Source organism: Roseibium sp. R5 (assembly GCF_055755305.1).
The window spans coordinates 2,118,721-2,136,060 of sequence record NZ_CM146910.1 but is presented as its reverse complement, the minus strand read 5'-3'; the positions used below and the strand labels follow the sequence as shown (position 1 = coordinate 2,136,060).

The 17,340-nt window shown below is 55.3% G+C and carries 12 protein-coding genes; 3 read left to right on the top strand and 9 right to left on the bottom strand.

The window, feature by feature from the left end:
• The first annotated feature begins 4 nt into the window (after positions 1-4).
• The 3 genes from AC0J4F_RS09905 to AC0J4F_RS09895 are packed head-to-tail and all read left to right on the top strand — an operon-like array spanning position 5 to position 2,861.
• Positions 5-844, top strand: a complete 840-nt coding sequence (locus AC0J4F_RS09905) for a carbohydrate ABC transporter permease (RefSeq protein ID WP_473026118.1) — start codon at positions 5-7, stop codon at positions 842-844.
• On the top strand, positions 841-1,869 hold the full coding sequence (locus AC0J4F_RS09900; RefSeq protein ID WP_208326765.1) for a Gfo/Idh/MocA family protein: 1,029 nt from the start codon (positions 841-843) through the stop codon (positions 1,867-1,869). The genes AC0J4F_RS09905 and AC0J4F_RS09900 overlap by 4 nt, the downstream gene beginning before the upstream one ends.
• A complete protein-coding gene (locus AC0J4F_RS09895) occupies positions 1,866-2,861 on the top strand; it encodes an ABC transporter ATP-binding protein (protein WP_133951933.1) in 996 nt (331 codons plus the stop codon). Before AC0J4F_RS09900 ends, AC0J4F_RS09895 begins: the two co-directional genes overlap by 4 nt.
• Positions 2,862-2,876: 15 nt before the next feature.
• Here the strand turns inward: AC0J4F_RS09895 and AC0J4F_RS09890 are convergent, their stop codons facing one another.
• From AC0J4F_RS09890 to AC0J4F_RS09850, 9 genes are all read right to left on the bottom strand, one after another.
• A complete protein-coding gene (locus AC0J4F_RS09890) occupies positions 2,877-4,061 on the bottom strand; it encodes an EAL domain-containing response regulator (protein WP_473026117.1) in 1,185 nt (394 codons plus the stop codon).
• Positions 4,062-4,080: 19 nt separating this feature from the next.
• Positions 4,081-6,555 carry a PAS-domain containing protein gene (locus AC0J4F_RS09885; protein WP_473026116.1) on the bottom strand — a complete coding sequence of 825 codons (2,475 nt, stop codon included), beginning with the start codon at positions 6,553-6,555 and terminating at the stop codon, positions 4,081-4,083.
• 27 nt (positions 6,556-6,582) lie between these two features.
• Complete coding sequence (locus tag AC0J4F_RS09880) at positions 6,583-7,314, bottom strand: hypothetical protein (RefSeq protein ID WP_133951927.1); 732 nt, start codon at positions 7,312-7,314, stop codon at positions 6,583-6,585.
• 27 nt (positions 7,315-7,341) lie between these two features.
• Entirely contained in the window at positions 7,342-9,294 is a 1,953-nt protein-coding gene (locus AC0J4F_RS09875) for a CHASE2 domain-containing protein (protein WP_473026115.1), read from the bottom strand.
• 45 nt (positions 9,295-9,339) lie between these two features.
• Complete coding sequence (locus AC0J4F_RS09870; protein ID WP_473026114.1) at positions 9,340-11,520, bottom strand: caspase family protein; 2,181 nt, start codon at positions 11,518-11,520, stop codon at positions 9,340-9,342.
• A gap of 157 nt (positions 11,521-11,677) precedes the next feature.
• Positions 11,678-13,180 carry a glucosamine inositolphosphorylceramide transferase family protein gene (locus AC0J4F_RS09865; protein WP_473026113.1) on the bottom strand — a complete coding sequence of 501 codons (1,503 nt, stop codon included), beginning with the start codon at positions 13,178-13,180 and terminating at the stop codon, positions 11,678-11,680.
• A complete protein-coding gene (locus AC0J4F_RS09860) occupies positions 13,177-14,313 on the bottom strand; it encodes a glycosyltransferase family 4 protein (protein ID WP_473026112.1) in 1,137 nt (378 codons plus the stop codon). The genes AC0J4F_RS09865 and AC0J4F_RS09860 overlap by 4 nt, the downstream gene beginning before the upstream one ends.
• Positions 14,314-14,315: 2 nt before the next feature.
• On the bottom strand, positions 14,316-15,662 hold the full coding sequence (locus AC0J4F_RS09855; protein ID WP_473026111.1) for an oligosaccharide flippase family protein: 1,347 nt from the start codon (positions 15,660-15,662) through the stop codon (positions 14,316-14,318).
• Positions 15,663-15,664: 2 nt separating this feature from the next.
• On the bottom strand, positions 15,665-17,179 hold the full coding sequence (locus AC0J4F_RS09850; RefSeq protein WP_473026110.1) for a hypothetical protein: 1,515 nt from the start codon (positions 17,177-17,179) through the stop codon (positions 15,665-15,667).
• Between the last annotated feature and the right edge of the window lie 161 nt (positions 17,180-17,340).

Genomic DNA, 17,340 nt, shown 5'->3' with positions numbered 1-17,340 from the left:
GACCATGAGCCAGGCCCGCACAAATCCATTCAATTCTGCAGCCATGCACGGCGCGTTGATCCTCTACACGCTGATCGCGCTCTTCCCAGTATTCATTATTCTGATCAACAGCTTCAAAAGCCGGAAATTCATCTTCCGGGAGCCCCTGGCCCTGCCAAACGCCGAGAGCTTTTCAATGATCGGTTACCAGACGGTCATGAAACAGGGAGACTTCTTTCTCTACTTTCAAAACTCGATGATCGTCACCGTGGCATCGCTGTTCTTCATTTTGCTCTTCGGTGCGATGGCCGCCTTTGCCCTCAGCGAATACCGGTTCCGCGGCAATATGATCCTTGGCCTATATTTGGCGCTCGGCATCATGGTTCCGATCCGGATCGGGACTGTTGCCATCCTTGAGATGATGGTCTCCACCCGGCTGGTCAACACGCTCTGGGCGCTGATCCTTGTTTACACGGCCCAAGGTCTCCCGCTCGCGGTTTTCATTCTTACCGAGTTCATGCGTCAGGTCTCTGACGACCTGAAAAACGCTGCTCGTGTGGATGGTCTCAGCGAATACACGATCTTCTTTCGGCTGGTGCTGCCGCTAGTCCGGCCGGCCTTGGCAACGGTCGCGGTCTTCAACATGATCCCGATCTGGAATGATCTCTGGTTCCCCTTGATCTTGGCACCTGCGGAAGAGACCAAGACGCTAACACTCGGCAGCCAGGTGTTCATCGGGCAGTTCGTAACCGACTGGAACGCGGTTCTCTCCGCCCTGTCCATGGCAATCCTTCCGGTACTGATCCTCTATGTGATTTTCTCTCGCCAGTTGATCCGCGGCCTAACCTCAGGAGCAGTTAAATGATCCGTGCTGTCATTGCAGGCCTCGGCAACATGGGCCTGTCCCACGCACTCGCTCTTCATAGTCTTCCCGGCGTGGAAATCATTGGCCTCATCAATCGCTCCCCAGTCGAGCTCCCTGAGGAACTGCAGTCCTATCCCCGCCTGAAAAGCTTCTCAGACGGATTGGAACTGAAGCCGAATCTCGTCGTGATCGCCACCTACTCCGACAGTCACGCAGACTATGCCTGTGCGGCCATGGAAGCCGGGGCGCATGTGTTCGTCGAAAAACCTTTGGCCACGACGGTGTCCGAAGCCGAGCGTGTTGTTGCAAAGGCGAGAGAGACAGGCCGCAAACTGGTGGTTGGTTACGTCCTGCGCCACCATCCGTCCTGGATCCGTCTGATCAAGGAAGCACGCGGCCTCGGCGGTCCCTTTGTCTTCCGCCTCAATCTCAATCAGCAATCCTCCGGCGCTGAATGGGAGACCCACAAGGCCTTGATGCAGACCACAAGTCCGATCGTGGATTGCGGTGTGCATTATGTCGATGTCATGTGCCAGATCACCGACGGCAAACCGCTTCGTGTCCATGGCATGGGCATAAGGCTCTCCAATGAAATCGCCGAGGACATGTACAATTACGGGCAGTTTCAGGTGGTCTTCGACGACGGATCCGTTGGCTGGTATGAAGCTGGCTGGGGACCGATGATGTCGGAAACCGCCTTCTTTGTGAAAGACATCGTCTCACCAAACGGTTCGGTCTCCATTACTGACGGCAACAAGGGCGCTTCAGCAGATATCGACGGCCATACCAAGGTCGGCAGCATTCTGGTGCACCGGCCAGACGGGGATGTGTCCATCGATATGCCCGATGAACCCGGCCACCAGGAGCTTTGTGATGCAGAGCAAGCCTACATGGTGCGTGCCATTACAGAAAACATCGACCTGAAACGTCACATGCAGGACGCTGTTCAATCCCTCGCCATTTGCCTAGCGGCGGACGAAAGCATCCGCACGGGCCAACCGATCACCTTAGGAACAGCGCAATGACCGCTCTTTCTCTCAAAAATGTCTACAAATCCTTTGGCGCTGTTGAGGTTCTCAAGGACATCAACATTGAGGTTGAAGAAGGCGAATTTGTAGTTTTTGTCGGACCATCTGGTTGCGGCAAATCCACGTTGCTGCGGATTATCGCCGGATTGGAAGACGCCAGCTCAGGCGAGGTGAACATCGGCGGGAATGTCGTCAACACCACCCCGCCCTCGAAGCGCGGCATCGCCATGGTGTTCCAAAGCTACGCGCTTTACCCGCATCTCAACGTGCGCGGGAACATGTCTCTTGCCTTGAAGCAGGAAGGCCATAGCAAGGCAGAGATCACGAGCCGCATTACGGAAGCAAGCCGTATGCTCAATCTGGAAGACTACCTCGACCGGTATCCATCAGAACTCTCCGGCGGCCAGCGTCAGCGTGTGGCGATCGGGCGGGCGATTGTCCGCCAGCCGAAGCTGTTCCTGTTTGATGAACCGCTGTCGAACCTTGATGCTGCACTCCGGATGAACACGCGGCTGGAGATTGCCAACCTGCACCAGCAACTCGGCACCTCCATCGTCTATGTGACGCACGACCAAACCGAAGCAATGACACTGGCCGACAAGATTGTCGTACTCCGGGCCGGACGCGTGGAACAGATCGGCAGCCCGATGGAGCTCTACAACAACCCGGTCAACCAGTTCGTTGCAGGTTTCCTTGGATCTCCGTCAATGAACTTCCTGCCGGCAGAAACCGTGACACCCGGCGACACCCGGACACTCGGGATCCGGCCGGAAGATTTGGTTCTGTCCGCTGAAGGCCCGATTAGGGCAACTGTTCAGCACGTTGAACATCTGGGCGGGGACACCAACGTCATCGCGATGACCGGAGACAAACAGATCACCGCACGGTTTTTCGGACAGCATGACATACCCGCAGGCCAGCAGGTCGCACTCGGGTTTGCGCAAGAAAAGGCCCGCTACTTTGATGCGAACGGTATGCGCCAAGCTTAAGCGGAGCGGTTTTCGTCAGCTGGCGAGATCGCCATTTTGGCGTGCCCATACCAAGAGCTCGTCAGATGGCATTGGCTTCGCGATGAAATAGCCCTGAACGACATCGACACCCAACTCAGCAATGAGGTCCCATTCCGCCTGTGTTTCGACACCTTCAGCAACCGTGGAAAGGCCCAGCTTCTGCGCCAACGACACGCTGGATTCGAGCATTGCGCGGGCTTCTTCGTCTTGGGGAGCGCCGTCAACGAACGCCCGGTCGATCTTCAGCTCTGTGAACGGGATGCGTTTTAACTGCTGCATTGACGAAGCGCCGGTGCCGTAGTCGTCAATGGCAAGTCCAACGCCCTTCATCCTCAAACGCGTAAGGATCTCGAGCGGCGCTGCAACATCCTCCATGATCCGGCTTTCGGTTACCTCGATGATGACGGAATGCGGATCGATGCCTTCTTTGGCGATCGCTGCAATGACCAGATCGAACACCTCGTAACGCGTCAGGGAGTCGACGGAAAAATTCACCGCCACTTTGATGTCGAGCCCCTCTTTTTGCCAAGTAGCTGAGGTAACCATCGACTTCTCGAACACCTGACGCGTCATTTCGTCTATCAGACCATTTTCTTCAATGACCGGAACAAACGCAATCGGTGGGATCAACTTGCCATCTTCACCGCGCCAGCGGACCAATGCTTCAACCCCGATCAATTTCCGGTCCGGTACTGCGACCTTCGGCTGGAAAAAGACATCTATCGCTCCGCTCTCCAACCCAGCTTTGATTGTCTCAAGCGGAAGACTTTCAACCGGTCCGCGTCTCGCAGCGGATTGTTGGGCAACGTGCTTGTCGAGCAAGACCTTCAGCGGGTCGGGTTTGATCGGCTTTTGAATGGCCCCAAGAACTTTGAGCCGATGCGCCTCGGCAAGCTGCGTTGCTGTCTGAAGGATCCGCTTGTCCTCGCCGCTCACCAGGATAATCGCGCAGGGCGCATCCCGTTCGGCAAGGTGGCGAAGAAACTCTAGACCGTCCATGCCCGGCATGTTCAGGTCGCAGAGAATGACATCGGGCGCATGGGCCTCCACAGCGTCCAGGCCCTTGGCACCGTCCTCCGCCGACAGGACCGTGTCATATCCAATTCTGGTCAGTATCTTGGTCGTTAAGGTCGTGATGAACGGGTCATCATCGACGATCAAAACCTTGGCCATGCCCATATCAGGGGTCCAGTTCTCGTCAAAGGTCGGCAATGTGAGCCGCAATCTGCTGCATTATTGGCCTAAGCTTTGGAAACTCCACGTTAATGGCGGCCCAATCGTCGGATTTTCCAGCCTTCTCCAGGCTGAGACTAAGATCAGCGAGTTCATTGGCGCCGACGGCGCGCGCCGAGGATTTGAGTTTATGGCCGGCCGCACCAACTGCGGCCGCATCCTGTGCTTCAACAGCGTCTGCAATTTCTCCAACAACATGCCAGGCAGGATCAACAAAATCAGCCAAAACCTCATGGATGGTCTCGCGGTCATCGCCAAAGATCTCTTCCAACGGCGACAGGTCAATCGGCGCATGTTCGGCGGTGTTCATTGGTGAAACGACGGCGGCAGCCTCACCGTCTTGGCAGCCAATTTCTGCAACCACATCAACACAATTGACCGCTGCGTGCGGCAGCCAGCGGTTCAGCATGTCCTTGAGTTTTTTCATCTCAAGCGGTTTAGGTAGAAAATCATCCATGCCGGCTTCAAGGCAACGGTCGGCTTCTCCTTGAAGCGCATTTGCCGTGATTGCAATGATCGGAACCCGGGGTGATCCATTGGTCTGGTGCGCACGGAATTGCCGTGTCATTTCCAATCCGTCGAGCTTCGGCATGTGCACATCTGACAAGACACTGCCGAAACGGCCGGATCGCATCGCTGCCAGCCCGGCCTCACCGTCTTCCGCAACCTCGCATTGGTAGCCAAGGAGCCGCAACTGCCGCTGGATGACATCCTGGTTTGTCTTGTTGTCCTCAATCACCAGAACCAATTCACCGTTTGCCATAGCTTCGTCTGCGCTCGGCGCGATACATCCGCCCGCCTCAACAGAGGGAGCATGTCTGATAGCGCTGGGTGAGGCCCGGCCCATCGCAACACAAAGAGCGTTCAATAAGTTTCGGCGGGTAAGCGGGGTGGCTGGCACCACCGTCGTATCCGGCAACTCTATCGGCGTTCCGAGATCGGCCATCCGGCGTTCGACCAAAAACCGCGTCTGCTTGAGATGATCATCGGCGCGGAAACGCTCCCGGAGATCCGCTCTGACCGCTTCCTCATACCCGAGACCTAACAAGACGGTGTCATATGGAGCCAACTTTTCATGCGCCTCAATTGCGCTTTGAAAAAGAAGTTCCGGCTCGCTCACGACGTCAACGGCAATGCCTGAGCAACCAAGGTAGGTCTCAACAAGAGTCCTCCGTGTTGGGTCATCAGGCACAAGTGCCAAAACCTTCACACCCGCCAGATCATGGCCAGTTTCGACACCTGCCTCTTCTACGATCTCGTGTGTCAACGTGACTGTGAATGTGCTGCCGTCCCCTGGAACACTCTCCACGTCGATTGTTCCCCCCATCATGTCAACCAAGCGCCGCACAATGGTCAGCCCCAGACCCGTGCCGCCAAACCGGCGGGTGGTGGACACATCGGCCTGCTGAAATGGTTGGAAGAGGTTTGCCGTCTGTTCCGGGGTCATACCGATCCCGTGATCTTGCACTTGATACCGGACGGTAGCGTGGCCTTCCGAAACTTCATGCAAATCGACCCGCAGCGCGACCTGGCCAGCTTCGGTGAACTTCACTGCATTGCCGAGGAGGTTGAACAGGATCTGGCGCAGCCGCACTTGGTCTGCAGCAACTTCAGCCGGAATCCTTGGGTCGCAATAGGCGATGAAATCGAGCCCTTTTGCACAGGCGTTCGGCCCCATGGTTTCACCAACGCCTTCCACCACATCAAGAATGGACATGGGGATCATTTCCAGATCCATCTTGCCGGCCTCGATCTTGGAGAAATCAAGGATGTCATTGATGATGGTCAGAAGCGCAAAGGCAGAGTCCCGGACAGTCGAGGCCATTTGCATCTGTTCGTCGTCGAGATCGGTGTGGGTCAACAGGTCGATCATACCGACAACACCATTCATTGGCGTGCGGATTTCATGGCTCATGGCAGCCAGAAACATGTCCTTGGCCCTGGTGGCACTTTCGGCCTTTTCCCGTAGCTCTTCCGCGCGCTGACGGTTCGCCTCGGCCTTTTCCATCATGTCCAATGTGGCCTGACGCGCCTCTTTCAGCTCTTCCATTTGCCGAAGCAGCTGATGCCGCGCCGCAACCCGTTCGGTAATGTCGGAATAGGTGCTGACGAACCCACCGCCCGGCAACGGTCCGCCCTTGACCTCCATGTAGCTGCCGTCCGGTCGGGCGCGTTCAAAGGCATGTTCCTCGAAACACCGCACTTTCTGCATCAAGCCCTGAACAATCTCGTCCACATTTCCAGGCCCGAACTCACCGTGCTCGGCGTCAAAGCGAATGAGAGCTTCAACACTTTGCCCCTCAAAAACCAGCTCATCGGGGTAATGGCGCATGTCGCGGAACTTCTGGTTCCAGGCGAGAAGCTTCAGCTCCTCGTCGAACACAGCAACGCCCTGGATCATGCTGGAGAGTACGCTTTCGAGCAGTCCGTCCCTGTTCATCCGCATGCTCCCTAATGCCCCATTCGATCAATCCGTCAGGCTCAACCCAGCATGGACCCGTTCGATCAACGCCAGCGCCTGGCGTTGGCATTTGTGCTCCATCAGCCACGTGAAAACGGCACCAGGCCCGGCTTGCCGCAGGTCTTCCGGCGCAACGATCAAAGCCAAGTCCCGGAGTTCACCGTCGATCGAAACCATCAATCTTCCATCCGCCGCGAATTCGTTCGGCAGCGCCATCACGTGTTCGTCCGCCGGCCAAGCGACATCCGTCAGCCGACCTGCGCTGCTGCGAATAGAGATATCTGTGCCCTGTCCGGCATCCCGGCGCCATAAGGCCACAGTATCCGGCAAGGTGCACCGTGGACCGGAACTGTCGACGCTGACATGCCAGATGCTCGGCGGCACCATGAACGCACCATCAGTGACCCTAGATGCGCCCATAACATCGGATCGCGCGTCCGGATCACCGACAAGTGCAAGGACCGCCGACCAACCCGCAGCGTCACTTTTTTGAGTTGAGGCCTCATTATTAGCCGCCGGTTCACCAGAGTACGGCCCCTTGAGGACTTGCATTTCACCGCTTTGGGATAGGAGAGTGAGTTTGGCGCCCTCCGGCAATTCGATTGCCTGCCCGGTTACCAATCTCGTTCCCGGCGCGATTTCGTCTGTACCGCTCACCGCGACAACAACGATCTCCGCATGCGCTGGCACCAACATCATCGCCAATGCTGCCAGGCAAATCCAAAGTCTTTTCGCCATCTTCACTCCTCAGGCGCTGGTGAAGCGTCACTTCTCCGACAAGACAACCTTCGTGCCAGACAGCCCTTTTTCCAACCGGTCCAAATGAAACCGGGACGGCCCGTCATCTGACTTGATAGCCAAAACCCGTTCAAAAAGTGTTTTTGCAACCTCTGAATCTTCGTTCAGCTGATCGTAAGCAGCGATGTAATCCTGAAACCAGGTTTCCTCGGAGACGCTTTTGGGACTTGGTTCGAAACAGCCAAGGGTCTGCTGCCGCCCCTTCAGAACAACTTCGCCGAGGGGCCGGAAGACAAAATCAGCATTCCCTCCAAGCCGGTCCAGAACAGTCTGACTAACGCAGGTGCGAGAGCCAAGATATTTGTTGGCACCTTCCAATCGTGACGCTGTGTTCACCGTATCTCCAATACCGGTGTAATCGAAGAAACGGTGACCACCGAAATTCCCGATCACCGCATCGCCGCAATGCGCCCCGATGCGGGTCACACCCAGCGACACACCCTGGTCCAACAAGGATTTCCGATACCGCTCCGCGGTCTGATCCAGCTCTACAGCGAGGGCAACTGCGTTTTTCGCTTGCGAAGGATCGTCTTCGGGTGCGCCCAGGAAGCAGACAACCGCGTCACCAATGAGCTTGTCGAGTGTTGCCCCATGACGGAAAACAACGTCACAGACTTCATCCAGATATCCATTCAGGATTTCTGCGACGCGATCCGGCGGCAACTCCTCTGACAGGGTTGTAAACCCGGCCAAGTCTGTGAATACGTATGTGACCAAGCGCTTCTCACCGCCCAGCGCAAGTTCAACTTCACCCGTTGCCAAACGTCTGACCACTTCGGGACTGACGTATTTCTCAAAAGCCGACACCACGAACGCACGCTCCAGCCGGTCCTGCCGCCATCGCACAAGAGCCAGCACAAAAACACTTGCTGATGCAGCGGTCACAGGGCCGAGAACCGGGAGTAAAGCGGTCCCCGCCTGCATCAATCCCCAAGCCGCCACCCCATAAAAACTGAGGCAAATCACGAAACCTGTGAAAAACACCTTTGGCTGCCGGAAAATTGTAAAAACAAGAGCCGAAACGCCGGCGAAAAGGACAAGCAATCCTATTGACTGCGCAAAGGTTGGAACGGCAAGCGCGCGTCCGGACAACAACTGCGCCAGCACATGAGCATGGATCTCTATGCCTGGCAGGTCCCCAGCCTCGACACCCTGAAGGGAGGCCAAAGGCGTCGCATGGCGGTCCGTGCCCGGAAGATCCGTTCCAATCAGAACATATTTGCCGGAAAACCAGTCTTGAGGAAGAAAGGCAACGGTATGGGCGGGGTAGCGCGGGAACGGCCCCGCCTCATCAGCCGAAAACGCGGGGTACAGGATCCGGCTGTCAAAAGGCGTCTTTTCAAAACGCTGATTTGCAAGCGCTTCGGTGAATAGCGGTGTCTCGCCATCATTGACGGGCAGATGCCGCAGAATGCCATCTGCATCGTCTCTCTGCAAAATCACAGACCCCGGTTGCCGGCGTTCCACTACGGAAGACAGATAAGCAGCTTGTTTTTCCGTCAGAAGACTGGCGGGGACGGTCGCCAGCACAACAGGGGCCTTAAGGTCATCGAGAATCCGAAACAGTCGGGCGTCTTTTTCCGGTTCGCTCGGGCTGTCAAACAGCACGTCGATGCCAATCCCTGCCGGTCTGGCCGCATCGAGGGAGACCAGCAATTCGGCCAGAAATCCGCGGTCAATCGGCGAGCGGTAGGGGAAAGAAGCCAACGTATCTTCTGTGATCCTAACAATCACAATATCCGTGTCGGAGACTTGCTCGCTGGGCATGAACTCCAAGACGGCAAGGTCGCCAACGATCGGGTCAAGTCGGCTGGCAACCGGTATGGCAATCAGCACTGCGAGCAGCGCTGCGCAAAAAGCACTGCCCCAGCGCCCCAGAAAACTGGTTTCAGGTCTGCCAGGCGGCGACGAGGTTGTCATCGCACGCCGCCAAATGTGTTTTGCCAGTCGACAGCTGAGAACACCTTAGTTCGGTGCATCAAATCGTTGGACTTCTGATTGCGTGCCATCAGCATAAGTCAACTGCACAGATATGAACTGCGTCGGCTTCGGAATGGTCGCATGAACGGTCGACCCAGGCCCGCTGGAAGGGATTGCATGCGGATTGTCAGGATCGCAAGCACCGATCTCAAACGTCTGATCCGGCGCATCCGTATCCAATCCATAACGCACTTCATCAATGGCGCACCGGTAACTGATCAAATGGGTGAAATAAACCAGCCGCTTGCCGTCATAGTCCCGGTAGCTGAGCCAACCATTCGGCATGCGTTCAAGGATATCTTTTTGCCCTGCGATAAGGGCCAGGCCCGGACTGAACTTGATCTGGAACGGTCCCTGTTCTTCGCCGCGAATGTCGGTGTATTTGACAACGATATCCATTTCGCCAGCATTGCCCGGCAGCTCGATCATCGGATAAGCGATCGGCCGGCCAGTCGTTGGATCCATGGAATTCGCCATGAAACCGGTCGACTTGAAATCCTGATCCGGCAGTTTGACGAAGATCTCTTGCGTACGGTCGGCAATCGCGAGATTGATCATCCATCCCTGATTGCTGCGCATGGCATTGATTTTAACCGGATTGCTGAGGGCAGCGGTGTTCATGACCGATAAGGCCGCCAACCGTGTCTTGGCATCTTCCTGCCATTGGGCCGCCATCTGCTGGTCGATGAAGTACCTCAGGAACCGTCCTTCATCGACGCGTTCCTGAAATTTCTGCAACAGCTCCAGTTCCTGCGTCTTGTCAGCGAGCGATTGCTGACCAACTCGCGCCGCAGAAAAATCCTGGCTCAGAGCGTAGTAGGCCGGTGTGAAATCCGGATATGCATCAATGAACGCAGTCAAGCGGCGAACGCGTTCCTCGCGCTCTTCCAACAAGATCTCGGCAAAGAGTGTCGTTGGATCGCGCCGGCCTTGCGAAAAGGCATTATAGACTTCTCGCGCGCCTGCCCGCCCTTCCTGAATTTTCAACACCGATTGGAACCGGACATGCGGATCGACTTGCGGTTCGCCGAACGCAAAATACTTCAGGTAATCCTGACGAGCTTTGGGATAATCGCCTTTGATCTCCCGCAAACGCGCATTGGCATAAAACTCATGCGGACGCTGCGGATTTTCGACCAGCAACGACCGGCTCTGTATCTTGGCAAACAGTTGCTCGATGCCTCCAGATGCTCCTGAGCCGATTTGGGCAAGCCTTGCCTTGGCAAGTTCAGAGAATGCCCCTTGGGGGAACCGGTCCAGATAGGCCTGGATCTGCTGGCGATCATCGGAGTCCTTGACATCGTTCCAGAACTGCAGTTCGACTTGAATGGCATCAGCACTGAGTGGGGCTGCCGATTGTGTCCCGGTGTCCTGCGTTGCTCCGCCAGGCAGCAGCACGATATCCTGCGTCAAAGAGGAATGGTCCCACGGCACCTGTTCGCCGCCAGTTGCCTCGACCACTTGCTGGCGAACGCGCTTGAAGACCGTTTCAATCGACGCGCCAGGAACAAGCATTTCGCGAGCAATTGCAGCGGTGTAAGGGCTGTTCAATCCAGCTCCGTCTGTCGCGGTGCTGCCAGGGGCGGTCGCGAAGGAAATGAAGCTTCCGCGCGGCGTGCTGGTCAGAAGGGAAAAACCACCGGCCGTCCCGCCCGCAGAGCGTGTCAGAGCTGTGTTGCGGCACGCATCCAGAATGACGATGTTTGCGCCTTCATGTGAGCTCTCAACTGCGGTGAGCACCCAGTCGACTGAAAGAGCCTCGAACTCAGCATCAACTTCATCCCGCAAATCCGCTTCAAGCGGCGCTAGATAGTTCTTTCCACCCGCTTCAAACCCATGCCCAGAATAGTAGAACGCCGACAAGGAGCCCTTCGGCGCTGCTTTCAGTTTGTCGGAAAAGTCCCGGACCGAGCGTTTCATGGTGCGCAAGTTGGCATTCAACACGAGCTCTACCGTAAACCCGGCGGATCTGAGACTGTCCGCAACCAGCGCGGCATCATTTGCCGGGTTTTTCAACGCAGTCAGTGTCTTACTGTCATAATCGGCATTACCAATCACTAAGGCGTGCCGCTCGCTTCCAACTGCAGAACCGCATATGGTCAAAATAAGCACAAACGCCAGAAACATGGTGTTTTTGAAAAGACTTCCCGGCAATGTCAGGGCCATCTCACGCCTCCGTTGACGGATATGTTCCGATAATTTGATATGAGAAAGAACCTAACGTCAATTCCAGGCGCATGCAGTGCCCGACCTTTTTGAAATTCGACGTCAACTGACCCGCCAACAGTGTTGAGCCGACAGCTCATGCTTTTATCTCAGGACTCTATCTATTGAAAAACGCTTTCGTTTTCGCAGCGAGTTCTGATTTTGGATGGTAAGTGCACCCGTCAATAACCTCCAGATCACCCACCTTGTTCAGAGTATGCAATTTGCGTCCAGGCCACAACGGTCCCGGTGTCAGCGTTTCATGGACCGACTGCTGAAACGTTGTCGGGCTTAATTCGTCAACACGGGCAAAGGCAAGTGCCGCACCATAGCCGTGCCGGCAATCCTGAACCGGGCGCCATAACTCTCCGCCCTGCGAAAAGAACCGTCCTGCTGGCCGAGCGGCGCGGTCATCAACGAGGACAGGATTTTGCTCGTGGGCATGCCAAGGGCCCAACAAATCATCTGCATAATAGACGCTCAGACAGTCGGAATACCCGCCGACACCGTTTCGGGTGACGGCAAACATCCAGAACCGCCCCTCAAACTCAATGATGGTCGCATCTGCCGCTTCTACACCGGTTAACAGCACAGTGTGCCGCTCCCATTGGTCGGGAAATCTTGCTGCCCTGTAAAGCACGACTTCCATATTCGTAGAACTTTCCGGGATCATCCAAAATTCTCCATCCCGTTCAAAAACAAAAGGATAAGAAAGATGCCACGGTTCTTCCAACACCGTTGATACTTCGCCGATCGGACCGTCTTTTGTCATCTCCACCATAGAGATGACACCCTTTTGGGTGTCGTGCGGCAGGGCTTCGAAAAACAGATAATATCGGCCATCCGTTTCGATTGGAAAAGGATCGGCGAAGAACGTGTCATGCGGGCTTTTGAGAACGTGCCAAGGCTCTCCGCTCAGGTCACGGGTGCCCGCAACGCCTTCACCGTCAACAAATCTCCAGCCCACCCGCCAATGGGACGTGTAGAAAAACGCTCTGTAGACAGATCGGACCAGCGTGACCGCCGTTTCCCGCAACACCCGGCTCAGGACCTGTTTCTGCGTGACCACTTGAAGTGCCTCTGCCTTCATTGGTGTGCCGTGCGCGTGAGACCCTTCAACGACCTTCTTGATCAGAACTGCCACTCTCGAATAGACGGCGTCCATTGCACCGCCAAGTCCTCGTGCGGCCTCGAGCGAGGCGGTTCCGCAGGCCGCAACGGTGCCAGCTTGCCGATCGATAACTTCTATGAGTGGTGTCCCTTTGCTCATCAAGGCAGAGAACAGGGCTTCCTCACCGCAAGCTCCGTTGTATCTGACCTCAAAAGTCTTGGAGCCGCTGCTGCCACTTCCACTAGCGGTGAGATCGAAAACTAGATCAGTATCTTTTCCGCTGGTCTGAGGCAGCTCCAAAGGATCCAGTTCGCTCATGCCGGAGAACGGATCTGTACCGAGAACACGTTCCTCAAGCTGAAGGGCCGTTTGCAGTTCCCTGGATACTGGAGGCGATGGTTTTATCAGCTGATACACCACTTCCTCTGACTGAGACGTCTTCAAAAGCTCGGATAGATGCAACAACCAGCGCCGGCACCGGTCTGTTTCGACAACGATCCCGATCCTCATGAGACCGCCTTAACCTGATGCTTGTCCGCGGCTGGGTCTTTGCCAGTCGCAAGGGCTTCATACGCATCCACCATGGCTTTCAGCGAATACCGCTCTTTCAAATCACCGCTTCGATCACGAAGTGTCTGCGCCACTTTCGGGTTATTCAATACCGTCGCGATGGCACTCGCGAATGCTTCGGGGTCCATTACGTCAACGAACAGCGCACATGGTTTGCCGTTGGCTTGAAGCACTTCCTGCAAGACCGGCAAATCGTTGGCAACAACAGGAACACCCGCCTGCGCTGCTTCAATGGCTGCAAGCCCGAAACTCTCCGCAGCAGACGGAAATGTGAACACGTCCAGACAGGCGAGAAATTCACCGATCTGGCTGGGGGCAAACTCACCCAGGAAATGAACACGGTTCGTTATTTCAAGTTTAGCGGCTTCATTTTGCAAACGCGTAAAGTCCGGTCCTTGACCAGCGATCGCGAAATGCCATTCCGGCTGCCTGGCAAGAATGGCTAAAACCTTGTCGATTTGCTTGGCCGGGTTCAACCGTGCGGAAACACCGAGAAGCGGCACACCGTTAGGCAAGCCAAGTTCCTCACGTGCCGAGGCTTTGTCCACCGCCCAGTCTTTGGTTTCAAATCCTTGCGGTATTAAGTCCAATCTCGACACATAGCGGTGTGGATAGCGGCCATAGGTATCGAGCAGGAAGTTGGAATTCACAGTGACCCGATCATAAATCCCGGCCATCCCGAGACTCTTGTCGAGAAGGGCAACCACTGGATTGATCAAGCTGGGTGCCGTTACCTGGTTGGCAACGATGACCGGACAGCCCGCAAGCCTGGCAACCGGTGCCCCGATCACATTTCCAAAATGTTGAAAGCAAAAGACGCAGTCCGGTTTGAAGTCCCGGATGGCATTGTAAAGCTCGCCCAAGAAAGAAAAGAAGCGCCACATGGACGGCCGGGTCTGACGCACGATAATGGTTTCCGGTGGCGCCGAAAAATCTTCCGACTTTTTGTAAAAGAAAAGATGCCGGACTGTGTGACCACGGTTTGTCAGGTGTTCCCCGAGCAGACGGGAAACTTCCTGAGCACCGGCATTTTCCGCCTGCGTCTGGACAAAGAGAATGCGTTGCCCACTCATTCTCACGATTCCTTCGCGTTCATACGATCCGGTGCCAATCCGCCCAATATACGCGTTGCCGTGACATTGTAGCCTGTCGCTGTTCGTGACCGGATGCTGACGAGAACGGCCATTGCAACAAGCGAAACAGCCGTGGTCGCAGCTGCACCGACAATCCCGAACATTGGAACAATCAAAAAGAAGCCAGCCACTCGAATGAAAACGCTGAGCGCTACGATCCGCAGATAAGCCCCCTCATGCCCCGTTAACATCAAGACAGGCGCCGCAGGACCGGTTGCTGCCATTGCGGCGCTTCCGAGACACAGGATCACCAGAACATGATAGTAAGCCATGTATTCTGAGCCAAAGATCATCAGCAGCCAATGACCGGCGACACCGACAACGAAAAGACCGCCGACAACCGCAAGCGCTGTCAGGATGGCAAGGGTCTGCAGCAACCGAAGCAAACCGCCCTCATCCGCTTTATAATAGAGCTCCGGAAATTGCCGCATGGCAAACATGTTGAACGCGTCCGCAACGGACGCAAATCCGTTGGCAAGGCGTGTTGTGACAAAATAGGCGCCCGCTGCAATCGGATCGAGCAAATAGCCGACCAGAATGACGTCGAGATACTGATTGGAAGACTCCAAAATACTGGCGAACCAGAGCCGCGTAGAAGATGGCATCCAGCGATCAACGGCAAACTCCGGTTTGGCTGCAAATATCTCCGGATACATTCGGCGCAGCACCCGGGTCAGGAAAAAAACCTGCAGGGCAATCGCAACGACTTTTCCGAGGACGATCAAATTGACAACAGATGTGACGGACGAGCTCCAGTCAAAAACAAGACAGAAGATGAGCACAACGTTTGCAAACAGCAATGCGGTCAGCTCTCTTTGTCCGTCGCCGACCAGTATGCTGACAATCGACCGGGCAAGACTGGAGAAAAACAGAAGGAAGACAGCAGCAGCAACAAACAATCCAGCGCTCAAGGCTGCCGCCCAGTTGCTGTAGAAATAGACCATCCCCGCCATCACTATGGCGCCCAGAGTTGCGCCCAGCGCCGAGATCAACAACCCAAATACGATCCCGCCTTTGGCAACAGAAATGCGGCCGGCGGCAACATTTTCGTTCCAGATCCGGATGATCAGCATTTCCTGACCGAAAGCTGAGGCAACAGCTGCCATGGAAGCCGCACTGAAAAACAGCGCAAACTGGCCGAACTGCTCCTCGCCCAATACGCGTGCGCTCAAGGTGAAGAGGGCGAAGGCCGACAGGATAGAGGCAGCCTTGACCATCATCGAGATGATCACGCCTCGAGTTTCCGACCTAAGGGCGAACGATGCCAGAGAGGCGAACAGGTTTTTCATGCCTATGGAACGAAGCCCTTTCGGATGGCTTGGCCAAGAACCATGCCATTTAGAGAAATCAATAGCCCGAGGGCGAGTGGCGAGAATAAAGCCTCTTCCTGAAAAATTCCGTTCACAAGAACGGTTAACAAAGCAAAACTCGCGGCAATGTGAAGAGATGCACCTGTAAAGGAAGCCACCCTAAGTGTTTGCCACCCGAGCCAGATGTATACTCCAAGTAGAAAGAACGCAGCTGGCCCCATTTGATAGAGCAAAACTCCAACCGCACTCTCGATTGCGACCGGCGTGCGCCCAGCGGCCTGATAAGCCGGCCAGTCCAGCTGAGAAAAGTCGGTACCGAGGTTGCCTCCCACACCGATGCCATGTCCGAAGGGGAAACCAAGAAAATTGTATAGCCCGCCCATGAAGCCAAGCACGTGAAAGTCGCCGATATGAAGCCCGACCAAAATTCCAGCGACGGCATAGAGTGCTAATACAAACCCAGTGACCCAAAGGCTCATCCGCGCGCCAAAGAGCTTGAATGCGAACCATGCTCCGAGCACCAGAATGAACAGAATCAAGGCGCCTTTCGCATTGGCAACGACGAGCAAAGGGAACAGCAACAACGCCATGATAACAGAACCACGAAACAGCGCGAACACAAGCAGAAAAGCCACCGCGTACGAATAACTGATCGCGTGCATGTTTGGCCCCATGAGACGTGTAACCCTCAGGTCCAAGCCGTCGAGCAAGGGTGTGTTGAACAAATCGACACGAAAGGCATCGAGAAAGCCCAGCATGACGTAACCGGTTTCCCGCGCTTCCTGGTCCCATTCAAGTGACAAACGCGCCGATCGCATATCCAGCTCCCAGTAGCTTTCGCCTCCGGTGAAGTAGAGCCAATCCTCCCGGAAAATCAGTTCGATATATCCCATTAGAAGGAAGATCGTACCGACGATGAAGAGCGGTACGGTAAGGCCAAATTCAAACCGCCAAAAGGTGATCAAGGCAATTTGGAAGATGAGGATCGGCGTCAGAATGTTCCGGAGGTAAATGACAGCGGGGGTCGGGTTTTGAACAAAACCGATCAGAAAATAAAAAAAGACGAGCCCAACTGCGCCAAAGGTCAGGTTCATGATGAGATCGATGGACCTGTTTTGTCCGCGAAACCGGGTCCAGTAACTGGCGAAAAACGCGGACCAAATCGATACGAGTATGACAAAGTTGTATCCTCGAATGATTTTGAATTCATCCGGGCCGCTGAGGTTAGACGAAACCATTGACACAAAGAAATTCTGGAACAACAGGGCAATGATGACGCTGATCAATGCAGTGCGCGGTGCGTAGTTCGCGAGGAGAACACTGAGGACCAGAGCCATAGGAACCGCGATCAGCGGGCTTAAAATGTGCCCCGCAACCGGCAGTCCGATGAGCAAAAAACCACCTATTACTGCAGCCACCGAGCCCATCGGCTCCCGGCTCCAGTCAGGCCCCTCAGAAACCAGGCCATAGAGTTGATTTTTATCGACAGTTCTCACGCAAATACCAAGCTCTTCGGGGCTGTCGTGCTATGCATTTCGTCATACCGAAGGCGGTTATGTTTAACGGATAGTTATTGATTGATTGCTAAGTTTTTGCCAGCCGACGAACCCGCATACGAACCACTGCGCCAAACCTAGTTTTGATTAGAGTGCTTTTC

Excerpts from the sequence above, each read along its gene's own strand:
- AC0J4F_RS09905 (WP_473026118.1), top strand. The coding sequence starts at position 5 with ATGAGCCAGGCCCGCACAAATCCATTCAATTCTGCAGCCATGCACGGC.
- AC0J4F_RS09900 (WP_208326765.1), top strand. The coding sequence starts at position 841 with ATGATCCGTGCTGTCATTGCAGGCCTCGGCAACATGGGCCTGTCCCAC.
- AC0J4F_RS09895 (WP_133951933.1), top strand. The coding sequence starts at position 1,866 with ATGACCGCTCTTTCTCTCAAAAATGTCTACAAATCCTTTGGCGCTGTT.
- AC0J4F_RS09890 (WP_473026117.1), bottom strand. The coding sequence starts at position 4,061 with ATGGGCATGGCCAAGGTTTTGATCGTCGATGATGACCCGTTCATCACG.
- AC0J4F_RS09885 (WP_473026116.1), bottom strand. The coding sequence starts at position 6,555 with ATGAACAGGGACGGACTGCTCGAAAGCGTACTCTCCAGCATGATCCAG.
- AC0J4F_RS09880 (WP_133951927.1), bottom strand. The coding sequence starts at position 7,314 with ATGGCGAAAAGACTTTGGATTTGCCTGGCAGCATTGGCGATGATGTTG.
- AC0J4F_RS09875 (WP_473026115.1), bottom strand. The coding sequence starts at position 9,294 with ATGACAACCTCGTCGCCGCCTGGCAGACCTGAAACCAGTTTTCTGGGG.
- AC0J4F_RS09870 (WP_473026114.1), bottom strand. The coding sequence starts at position 11,520 with ATGGCCCTGACATTGCCGGGAAGTCTTTTCAAAAACACCATGTTTCTG.
- AC0J4F_RS09865 (WP_473026113.1), bottom strand. The coding sequence starts at position 13,180 with ATGAGGATCGGGATCGTTGTCGAAACAGACCGGTGCCGGCGCTGGTTG.
- AC0J4F_RS09860 (WP_473026112.1), bottom strand. The coding sequence starts at position 14,313 with ATGAGTGGGCAACGCATTCTCTTTGTCCAGACGCAGGCGGAAAATGCC.
- AC0J4F_RS09855 (WP_473026111.1), bottom strand. The coding sequence starts at position 15,662 with ATGAAAAACCTGTTCGCCTCTCTGGCATCGTTCGCCCTTAGGTCGGAA.